Below are 11,089 nucleotides of genomic sequence, written 5' to 3'. Positions count from 1 at the left end.
CAATCCACGCAACTACCTGGCCTTTCTCGGCCTCGCCGCAGCCCTCTGCTGCTACAAGCGGTACGTCCGCCTCACCACATAGGACACCGTCTTAGTCCGTGGTTTCTTCTCCCGCATGACCGCGTAGGCGGGGTAGGGGTTCGCCTCGAACTCGGGCTAGAGAATGTCGGGCACCTGTGGGGCAGTGGGCAAGAACTCTCGGCAAGGGGGCGTCGTCAGCGACCACACATTATGGATTCTTCGATGGCTGAAACGGTTCATCCTGATCGAAGTTGTGTGGGCCAAGGTGGCATCGGGCCACCGTCCGCCATGGCACGGTCGCCTCCCATACCCCAGGCGCACCCCGCACGCGCGATCCGCAGTCGAGACCGCAGGTGCCTCGCCATCGCCGAGCAGACAGGTTCCCCACCGTCGCAGCGCGAAGCCGGCACAGTGTCCCAGACACTGGAACGGCTCCCACGAAGCAAACGCTTGCGCTACCGTCTGACCTGCGGGACGCGTACGTGTGACGCTCGACGCGAGCCCCTTCCGCCACCTTGTCAGTGCGGCGAGGAGGGATATATAACGTTGTAAACAGCAAGCCCTGGGACTCGGCGCCATGCGCACGGTGACGACACAGCGCGCGCTAGCACCAACAACCCGAGCGGGGCCGCTTCGAAAGGGAGTGCCGTGCGGGTCAGCCTCAAGGACGTCGCCGCCCACGCGGGGGTTTCGATCAAGACCGTCTCCAACGTGGTGAACGACTACCAGCACGTCACCCCCACGATGCGTGAGCGGGTCCAGCGTTCCATCGACGCACTCGGTTACCGACCCAATCTGACCGCCCGGCATCTGCGCAAGGGGCGGACGGGCATGATCGCGCTCGCCTTGCCCGAACTCGGCAACCCCTACTTCGCCGAACTCGCCGCCGCCGTTGTCGACGCCGCCGCCGCGCACGACTACATCGTGCTGCTCGATCACACAGGCGGGCGCCGCGAGGAAGAACTGCTGGTCAGTCAGGGCTTCCGCGCGCGTGTCATCGACGGACTCATCCTCAGCCCCATTGAGTTGGAGACCGAAGACCTGCGCGACCGAGCGGAGAACGTTCCGCTGGTGCTCCTCGGCGAGCGTGACTACGACCTGCCGTACGACCACATCGCCATCGACAACGTCGCTGCAGCCCGAGCCGCTGTCAGGCACCTGATCGATCTCGGGCGTCGGGAAGTGGCGTTCATCGGCGACCGGCGCGGCCGCAGCGAACCCGCCCAATTGCGCGTACAGGGCTGGCGCGAGGAGCTCACCGCCGCTGGACTCCCGGCGGACGAGGGACTTATCGCCGCTACCGGCGGCTGGGGGCACGCGGACGGCGCGGCGGCCATGGCGCGCATCCTCGATTCCGGCCGCTGCCCCGACGCCGTCTTCGCGTACAACGACCCGATGGCCATCGGTGCGATGCGCGTCCTGCACGAGCGCGGTCTGCGCGTCCCCGAGGACATCGCGGTCGTCGGCTTCGACGACGTGGTCGAGGGTCGCTTCGGCGCGGTCACGCTGACCTCCGTGTCGCCGGACAAGGAGGGCATCGGCCGCCTTGCCGTGGAGTCGGTGCTTGCCCGGCTGAGCGGTGAAGCTCCCGAACCCGGCCGTGTCTGGGCGGACTACCGCCTGGTCCAGCGGGAGAGCACCCTCGGACGCGGGGCGTCCGACATCTGAGGGCGGCTTCACGACTGACCCGCCAGGCGGGTACGACGCGCACATCCGACCGGCGTGACGAGGCCACGCGTCCACGCCGGCGAGTTCGGTTCACCCCCGGTGTGACGCCCCCGGCCGAGTCCGCCGAGCGCGTTCCGGCCATCACGCCCTTACGGCGGCGGCCCGGGGCCCTTGGCTCCGACCCTGAAGTGCCGATGGGCAGAGCTGTAGTACCTGATCACCTGATGTCCAGCCACCGCCGGGAGATGAAGCAGCCTGGGAGGTGAGGGCGTTGGGCAAGCGCTTGCGCCGTGACCGCCGCCTCCTGCCGAGATCCAACGGTGGACGCACAGGGGGTTTACAGGGTCCTTCCAACGATGTAAAACCTCCTTGCAGCGGGCCTGACAACGTTGCCCGTCAGGGGAGATGCACGATTCTCTGCTCACGCGTCAGCTCCTCAATTCCACCCAGCGCCACCCGAATCGGGGTAACCATGCAGCGCAGCACTCATCGTCCTCGTCTCCTCGTCCGCCCCGGGATCGTGACCCTGGCTGCCGCGGTGGCCTTGGCCGCCGGAGCCTGCGCCAAGTCGGAGGACGACGCCTCGAAGGGTGACGGATCCCCGGCCTCCGCGGGTGCGGAACAAAAGGCCGTCAAGCCCAAGCCGGGCAGCAAGACGTGCACCATCGACGCCTATGGCGCCAAGGAACTGGACCTGAAGAAGGCGACTGTGGGCTTCTCCCAATCGGAGAAGGAGGCCAATCCCTTCCGCATCGCCGAAACCCAGTCCATCAAGGACGAGGCGAAGAAGCGTGGCATCAAGCTGCTGACCGCCAACGCCCAGTCGCAGTTCTCCAAGCAGATCAGCGACGTTCAGGACCTGCTGGCCAAGGGTGCCGACCTGCTGGTGATCGCCCCGCTCAACTCCGACGGCTGGGATCCGGTGCTGCAGGCCGCCGCCGCCAAGAAGGTTCCCATCGTCACGATCGACCGCAAGATCAACGCCACCGCCTGCAAGGACTACGCCTCCTTCATAGCCTCCGACTTCGTCGAACAGGGCAAGCGGGCCGCCGACCAGATGATTGAGGCCACCGGCGGCAAGGGCGAAGTTGCCATCCTCCTCGGCTCCGCCGGCAACAACGTCACCACCGAGCGAACCAAGGGCTTCAAGGAGCGGATCGCCGAGAAGGCGCCGGAGCTGAAGGTCGTGTTCGAGCAGACCGGTGACTTCGCACGCGAAAAGGGGCAGCAGGTCACCGAGCAGCTCATCCAGTCGAAGCCCGGCATCAAGGGCATCTACGCTGAGAACGACGAGATGGGCCTCGGCGCGGTGGCCGCGCTCAAGGGCGCCGGCAAGAAGGCCGGCGACGTCAAGATCGTGACGGTCGACGGTACCCGCAACGCCGTCCAGGGCATCGTGGACGGCTGGATCAGCGGCGTCATCGAGTCCAACCCCCGTTTCGGCCCGCTGGCGTTCCAGACGCTGGACGCCTTCACCAAGGGTGAGGAAGTCCCGCAGGACGTCATCATCCAGGACAGCGCCTACGACGCGGACAACGCGAAGACGGAGATCGGCAAGGCCTACTGAGCCTCCGGGGGCACGAGCACCCGTGCCCCCGCCGCCTCCTTAACGGCACCGCATTCCGCACCCTTCTCTTCCTGGAGGCAAAGGTGGCACCCCCCGCCGAAGTCCTCGCCGTCCGCGGACTGAGCAAGAGCTTCCCCGGCGTCCGGGCACTGGACGACGTGGACCTCACCCTGCACGCCGGCGAGGTCCACGCTCTGATCGGCGAGAACGGCGCCGGCAAGTCGACCCTCATCAAGCTCCTCACCGGCGTGTACCGCCCCGACGCCGGCGACATCACCTTCCAGGGCCACGCGGTCTCCTTCGGCACTCCCCTGGAGGCGCAGAAGGCGGGAATCTCGACCATCTACCAAGAGGTCAACCTCATCCCGCTGCTCAGCGTGGCCCGCAACCTCTTCCTCGGCCGCGAACCGCGCAACCGCTTCGGTCTGCTCGACGTCGCCCGCATGGACCGGGAGGCCCAGGAGACCCTGCGCGGCTACGGCGTCCAGGTGGACGTGCGCCGACCGCTGCGCAGCCTGGGCGTCGGCGCCCAGCAGATGGTGGCCCTGGCCCGCGCCGTGGCCACCGACGCGCGCGTCGTCATCATGGACGAGCCGACCTCCTCGCTCGAACCACGCGAGGTCGAAACCCTGTTCTCGGTGATCCGTCGCCTGCGCGATGCCGGCATCGCCGTCGCCTATGTCAGCCATCGCCTCGACGAGCTGTACGCCGTGTGCAGTACGGTCACCGTGCTGCGCGACGGCCGCCGCGTCCACCACGGCAGCCTGGCCGAACTCGACCGTCTGGCCCTGGTGTCCACGATGCTCGGCCGGGATCTGGGCGAGGTCCGTGAAGAGGGCCTCACCAAGTTCACCGGTGATCATCGGACGGCCGACTCGGAACCGGTGCTGGCCGCCTCGGAGCTGACCGTGCCGCACCGGCTGCACAAGGTGTCCCTGAGCATCCGGCCCGGTGAGGTCGTCGGGCTGGGCGGGCTGCTCGGTTCCGGACGCACCGAGACGGCGAAGGCCATCTCCGGTGCTTTGCCGCTCCGTTCGGGCCGCGTCATGGTCGCCGGGGTGCCGTTGCGTGGCGGTTCGACGCCGGCCGCCATCCGGGCGGGCATCAGCTTGCTGCCGGAGGACCGCAAGAGCGAGGGCATCGTCCCCGGGCTGTCGGTCCGGGAGAACATCGCGCTCGCCGTCCTGCCTCGCCTGTCCCGCTTCGGCCTCGTCTCCGAGGCCCGCGTCGACAGCGTCGTCGACACCTTCATGAAGCGATTGCACATCAAGGCATCCTCGCCGCACCAGAAGGTCGGCGAACTGTCCGGCGGCAACCAGCAGAAGGTTCTGCTCGCCCGCTGGCTCGCCATGAACCCCAAGGTGCTGCTGCTCGACGAGCCCACCCGGGGCATCGACGTCGGCGCCAAGGCGGAGGTGCAGAAACTCGTGGACGAACTGGCCGCCGACGGCCTGGGCGTCCTGCTCATCTCCTCCGACCTGGAGGAACTGATCGAAGGGTCCGACCGCGTGGTCGTGCTGAAGGACGGCGCCGTCGTCGGTGAACTCGCCGGCGACGACGTCACCGAGGAGAAGCTCATGCACACCATCGCCGGGGACACCCCAGCCGAGCCCGCGAAGGAGGTGGCGAACGATGGCTGAGGCCACCCTGCGGACCGCCCCGCTGGACAAGACCCGTGTACTCCAGTGGCTACAGACCTACGGCGTCTACGCCGGTGTCACGGCTCTGCTCGTCGTCAACATCGTCATCACTCCTCATTTTCTCTCCGCGGAGAACTTCCGCACCCAGGCGGTGCAGGTCGCCCCCGTCATCATCGTCGCCCTCGGCATGGCCCTGGTCATCGGCACCGAAGGCGTCGACCTGTCCGTCGGCGCCGTGATGGCGCTGGCGGCGTCCGTCACCGCGCTGTACCTCGGCTACGGGCTGCTGCCCGCGCTGCTCGTGGTCGCGTTGTTCGCCGCCGGGGTCGGACTGGCCAACGGCGCGCTCGTCGCCCTCGTCGGCGTGCAGCCCATCGTGGCCACCCTGGCGCTCATGGTCGGCGGCCGCGGCATCGCCCTGGTGCTGCTGCCGCAGCTGGAGGACCTGCGCAACCCCGCCCTGGCCTCCCTGGGTTCCGGTGACGTCCTCGGCATCCCCTATCTCATCCTGATCGCAACGGTCCTCGCCCTGCTGGTGGCCTTCGTGGTGCGCCGCACCACCTTCGGACGTCAGCTCCTCGCCATCGGCGACAGCAGGCCCGCGGCGCAGCTCGCCGGTCTGCCCGTGCGACGGGTGCTGATCATCGTGTACGTCGTGTGCGCGCTGCTCGCGTCCGTGGCCGGTGTGCTGGCGACCGCCCGTCTGCAGGCCAGTGACCCGACCTCGCTCGGCAACCTGATGGAACTCTCGGCGATCACGGCGGTCGTCGTCGGCGGCACGCCGCTGACCGGCGGCCGGGTCAACATCGCCGGAACCGTGGCGGGAGCCGTCCTCATCCAGTTGCTCACCGCCACCCTCATCAAGCACGATCTGCCGCCCTCCTGGACCCAGATCGCCCAGGCCGTAGTGATCGTCGCCGCGGTGTACGCGGCGCGGGGACGGGGGAAGCGATGACCGTCATGAAAGCGGACGCGCCCGTGACGACCGCGAGCAACGAGCCGGCGGGAGCGAGCGAGCCGGCCGGCTCGGCCCGGTCCGAACGGCTGAGCGCTCTCATCCAGCAGCACGGCGCGCTGGCCGTGCTGGTGATCGTCTCCCTGGTGGCGTCGCTCTCCTTCGACTCCTTCGCCACCGGCGACAACGTCAGCAACATGGCGACCAGTTCGGCCTTCCTGGCGATCGTCGCGCTCGGCATGACCTTCGTCATCATCACCGGCGGCATCGATCTGTCGGTCGGTTCGCTGTTCGCCCTGGGCGGGGTGCTCGCGGCCTGGGGTTCACGGCACGGCACCCTCGTCGCCCTGCTGCTCCCGCTGGTTGTGTGCGGGCTGATAGGAGTCGTCAACGGCCTGCTCGTGGCCCGTTCCCGCCTCGCGCCGTTCATCGTCACGCTGGCCGCCATGCTGGGCGCGCGCGGCCTGCTGCTGGCCATCACCGACGAGGGCGCGGACACGTTCCTCATCGGCAAGGGCTCTCTGCTCGCCGAATTGGGCCAGGGCACGACACTCGGTCTGGGCAACCCGGTGTGGATCACGCTGGCCCTGTTCGTGGCGGGCGCCGTCGTGCTGCGCCGCACCCGCTTCGGGCAGCACGTGTACGCGGTCGGCGGGAACGAGGACGCGGCGGCCCTGATGGGTGCCCCGGTCGCCCGCACGAAGATCCTCGTCTACACCCTGTCGGGGCTGCTCGCCGGTCTGGCGGGCGCGCTCAACGCCGCCTGGCTCGCCTCCGGCGTGACGATCCTCGGCAACGGCATGGAGCTGGAGGCCATCTCCGCCGTGGTCATCGGCGGGACCCTGCTGACCGGCGGCCTGGGCTACGTCAGCGGTTCCCTGGTCGGCGTCCTGCTGCTGAAGGTCATCCAGAACGTCATCAACCAGATCGGCTCCCTCGACTCCTCCTACCAGCAGGTCGTCAGCGGTGCCTTCCTCGCCGTGGTCGTCATCGCCCAGACCTGGCTCGGCCGCAGACGGCAACTCATGTGACGGGCCGCGCCCGGCGGCCGAGCCCTCACGGCCCGGCCGCCGGGACCGGTCAGGGCGGCCGGACTCCCCTCCGGCCGCCCCCTGCACGCGCACGTCTCCCCACCCCACGATCCAAGGAGGCACGATGCGTCGAGTACCCGCAGACGGTGGGCCGTTGGGCCGGCTGAGACGGCGAGCACGGTGGGTCACCACCGCGCTCGTCGCCCTCGCCCTGGCCGGCGGCACGGCCCTGACGGTCACCGGACCCGCGACCGCGGCGCCCCAGGCGTGGACGCCCAAGCCGTCCCCCATGACCACCCCGTGGACGAACCAGGTCCCCACCGACACACCGCTGCCGGAGTATCCCCGCCCCCAGCTGACCCGTCCGGACTGGGCCAACCTGAACGGCATCTGGGACTTCGCCGTCACCTCGGCCGACGCCGGGCAGCCGGCCGCGTTCACCGAGCAGATCCGGGTCCCCTTCGTCGCGGAATCCGCGCTCTCCGGCATCCGGCGCAAGATCACGCAGAACGACAAGCTCTGGTACAAGCGCACGTTCACCGTCCCGCCGAACTGGAACGGCCGCCGCGTCCAGCTCAACTTCGGCGCCAGTGACTGGCGTACGACCGTCTGGGTCAACGGCCGCCAGGCGGGCGCCACCCACAGCGGCGGATTCGACGCCTTCTCCTACGACGTCACCGACTTCCTCAACGGCGGTACCAACACGATCGTCGTCTCCGTCTGGGACCCCACCGAGACGGGTGACCAGGCCGTGGGCAAACAGCGGATCCGCGATGTGGCCACGCACCCCGGCGGCGGCATCTTCTACACCGCCGCGTCGGGCATCTGGCAGACCGTGTGGCTCGAGCCGACCGCCCCCGCGCACATCGCGCGCCTGGACATGGTGCCGGACCTGGCGAACAGCCGCCTGAAGGTCACCGTGCGGGGCGCCGGCACGAGCGGTCACCAGGCCCGTGTCACCGTCTCCAGGGGCGGTACCACCGTCGGCACCGCCACCGGCCCGGTCGGCACCGAGTTCACCGTGCCCGTCCCGAACCCGCGCCTGTGGACGCCGGAGGACCCGTTCCTCTACGACGTGAAGGCCGACCTGCTCTCGGGTGGCACGACGGTCGACTCGGTCGGCAGTTACACCGGCATGCGCTCCATCGGCATCGCCCGGGTCGACGGTCTCCTGCGGCCGGTCCTCAACGGCAGGTTCGTCTTCCAGACGGGCACGCTGGACCAGGGCTACTGGCCGGACGGCATCTACACGGCGCCCACCGACGCCGCCCTGCGCCACGACCTGCAAAAGCACAAGGACCTCGGTTTCAACATGGTCCGCAAGCACATCAAGGTCGAGCCGCAGCGCTGGTTCTACTGGGCCGACCGGCTCGGCCTTCTGGTCTGGCAGGACATGCCGTCCATGGAACACACCCCGGACGCCGCCGCCCGCACCCAGTGGGAGGCGGAGTACGACCGCATCATCGACCAGCACCGCAGCTCCCCGTCGCTGGTCATGTGGGTCAACCAGAACGAGGGCTGGGGCCAGTACGACCAGGCCCGCATCGCCGACGAGGTGAAGGCCTACGACCCCTCGCGCCTGGTCGACAACATGAGCGGCGTCAACTGCTGCGGCGCCGTCGACGGGGGCAACGGTGACGTCGTCGACCACCATGTGTACGTCGGCCCCGGCACCACCGTGCCCAGTTCCACCCGGGCCGCCGTGCTCGGCGAGTTCGGCGGACTCGGTCTCAGGGTCGCCGGTCACGAGTGGTATCCCGGTGGCGGCTTCAGTTACGAGGACCAGCCCGACCTGGCCCACCTGAACAACCGGTTCGTGGGCCTCATCGACGCGATCCGCGAAGTGCGCATGCCCCGCGGCCTGTCCGCCTCGGTCTACACCGAGATCACGGACGTCGAGAACGAGGTCAACGGCCTGCTCACCTACGACCGCCAGGTGGTCAAGGTCGACGAGGCCCGGGTGAGAGCCGCCAACCAGGCCCTGATCGACGCCTCCCGCGGGGCGACGGCTCCTCCCACGCTGCCCGTCAACGAGTACCGGTCGCTGCGGGCGACGACCCCGGGCTACACGGACCGGTTCGTGCGCCACAAGGACGGAGCGGTCTTCACCGAGGTCGTGAACAGCGGCAGCGACGCCCTGCTGAAGAACGACGCCACCTGGAAGGTCGTCCCGGGACTCGCCAACAGCTCCTGCTACAGCTTCGAGTCGCGCAACTACCCCGGGCAGTACCTGCGTCACCGCGACTTCCGCGTCTACAAGGAGGCCGGATCGGGCGATGTGTACCGGGCCGACGCCACCTTCTGTCCCGTCCGGGGCGCAGGCGGCGGCGTACGGCTGTCCGCGTACAACTTCCCGGAGCAGTACCTGCGCCACTACAACGCCGAACTGTGGCTCGCCACCCCGGGCGGCACGCACGCCTGGGACAACCCGGCCCTGTTCGCGGAGGACACCACCTGGGCCGTTCAGGCCGCCTGGGCGCCCTGACCGGGACCCGGTGAACGGAACCGCACGGGGGCGGCGGCGGTCCATGGGACCCGCCGCCGCCCTCCCCCGCCCCGACCGTCGATCCTTCCTCCGGCCCCACCTGGAGTCGCCATGACTGCCCGAACCCACGCCCTGCTGGCCAGGTCCTGCGCCCTGCTGCTGGCCGGCGGCCTGCTCGTCACGCTGTCGCCCACACCGGCCGCCGCCGTGCCCGACTACACCACCGCCGAGTCCGGCAACCCCTTCGTGGACGGCTGGTACGCCGACCCCGACACCGCGTACTACGGCGGCCGGTACTGGGTCTTCCCCACGACCTCGAAGGCCTACGCCGAGCAGACCTACCTGGACGCCTTCTCCTCCCCCGACCTGATCCACTGGACCAAGCATCCGAAGGTGCTCTCCACCGCGGACGTCTCGTGGGCCGAGTACGCGGTGTGGGCGCCCGCGCCGGTGGAGCGCAACGGCAAGTACTACCTCTACTTCGCCGCCAACGACATCCAGAACGACGCGCAGCTCGGCGGTATCGGCGTCGCCGTCTCCGACCGTCCCGAGGGCCCCTACAAGGACGCCCTCGGCAAACCGCTCGTCTCCCGGTTCCACAACGGCGCCCAGCCCATCGACCAGGACGTCTTCATCGACGACGACGGTCAGGCGTACATGTACTACGGCGGCTGGCACCACGCCAACGTCGTGAAGCTCAACCCGGACATGACCAGCCTGGGAACCTTCCCCGACGGCACCACCTACAAGGAGATCACTCCGGAGAACTACACGGAGGGCTCCTTCATGTTCAAACGGAACGGCAGGTACTACTTCATGTGGTCCGAGGGAGGCTGGACCGGCCCGGACTACTCCGTGTCCTACGCCATGTCCGAGTCACCCACCGGTCCCTTCAGGAAGATCGACAAGGTTCTGGCCCAGGACCCCGCCGTCGCCCGCGGCTCCGGCCACAACTCGGTCGTGAACGTACCGGGCACGGACATCTGGTACATCGTCTACCATCGCCGCCCGCTCGGCGAGACCGACGGCAACCACCGGCAACTCGCCTATGACCGACTGCACTTCAACGCCGACGGAACCATCCGCCGCGTCGAGATGCGCGTCCGGGACAACTTCGCCGACGGCAACGCCCTGGGCTGGAAGCCCTACGGCGGAACCTGGTCGGCGGCCGACGGCCGGTACCGGGCCGGGCACTCCCTGGGCGGCAAGGCCCTGCTCGACACGGACTTCGCCGACCTCACCTACGACGCCGACGTGACACCGCAGGGCCCCGGCGGTGACGCCGGAGTGACCTTCAGAGTGACGCGGCCCGCGGTCGGCACCGACAGTTACTCCGGCTACTACGCGGGCATCGGCACCGACGGCAAGGTCGTGCTGGGCCGGGCCGACGGCCGCTGGACGCCGCTGGCGAGCCGGAGCCTGCCCATCGCACCGGGATCGACCCACCGGTTGCGGGTGACCGCCGTCGGCACCTCGATCAAGGTGTACGTCGACGACCTGACCACGCCGAAGATCTCCGTCACCGACGCCACGTACACCAGCGGAGCCACCGGCGTACGCGTCTTCGGCACCGCGGCGTCCTTCGACAACGTGGCGGTGTGGCCCGCCCGCTGAGCTCGACGTTCAGCCCGGTCGGGTTCGTGCGGGCCGACGGTCGGCCGGTACCCGTCCCAACCGGGTCGCCGCGGGCGACGAAGGCCGAGCGGGCCCCGGCGGGGAGAG

General features: G+C 69.2%; 7 protein-coding genes. All 7 read left to right on the top strand.

What is annotated here, in order from left to right:
* The first annotated feature begins 669 nt into the window (after positions 1–669).
* Positions 670–1,689: a LacI family DNA-binding transcriptional regulator gene (locus ABTZ58_RS36830; RefSeq protein ID WP_351366818.1), complete on the top strand. Its 1,020-nt coding sequence runs from the start codon at positions 670–672 to the stop codon at positions 1,687–1,689.
* A gap of 472 nt (positions 1,690–2,161) precedes the next feature.
* The gene (locus tag ABTZ58_RS36825; protein WP_351366815.1) at positions 2,162–3,256 is read left to right on the top strand and encodes an ABC transporter substrate-binding protein; all 1,095 of its coding nucleotides are present in this window, start codon (positions 2,162–2,164) and stop codon (positions 3,254–3,256) included.
* 83 nt (positions 3,257–3,339) lie between these two features.
* A complete protein-coding gene (locus ABTZ58_RS36820; RefSeq protein ID WP_351366812.1) occupies positions 3,340–4,896 on the top strand; it encodes a sugar ABC transporter ATP-binding protein in 1,557 nt (518 codons plus the stop codon).
* Complete coding sequence (locus ABTZ58_RS36815) at positions 4,889–5,851, top strand: ABC transporter permease (protein ID WP_351366809.1); 963 nt, start codon at positions 4,889–4,891, stop codon at positions 5,849–5,851. Before ABTZ58_RS36820 ends, ABTZ58_RS36815 begins: the two co-directional genes overlap by 8 nt.
* Positions 5,848–6,882, top strand: a complete 1,035-nt coding sequence (locus ABTZ58_RS36810) for an ABC transporter permease (protein ID WP_351366806.1) — start codon at positions 5,848–5,850, stop codon at positions 6,880–6,882. Before ABTZ58_RS36815 ends, ABTZ58_RS36810 begins: the two co-directional genes overlap by 4 nt.
* Before the next feature lie 124 nt (positions 6,883–7,006).
* A complete protein-coding gene (locus tag ABTZ58_RS36805; RefSeq protein WP_351366803.1) occupies positions 7,007–9,367 on the top strand; it encodes an AbfB domain-containing protein in 2,361 nt (786 codons plus the stop codon).
* A 111-nt stretch (positions 9,368–9,478) separates the two neighbouring features.
* A complete protein-coding gene (locus ABTZ58_RS36800; RefSeq protein ID WP_351366800.1) occupies positions 9,479–10,981 on the top strand; it encodes a family 43 glycosylhydrolase in 1,503 nt (500 codons plus the stop codon).
* Positions 10,982–11,089 lie beyond the last annotated feature (108 nt).

Origin of the sequence: Streptomyces sp. NPDC094143, from assembly GCF_040303825.1 — a bacterium.
GTDB lineage: Bacteria > Actinomycetota > Actinomycetes > Streptomycetales > Streptomycetaceae > Streptomyces.
The sequence above is the reverse complement of the archived record's forward strand: the minus strand, read 5'-3'. Positions and strand labels throughout refer to the sequence as shown.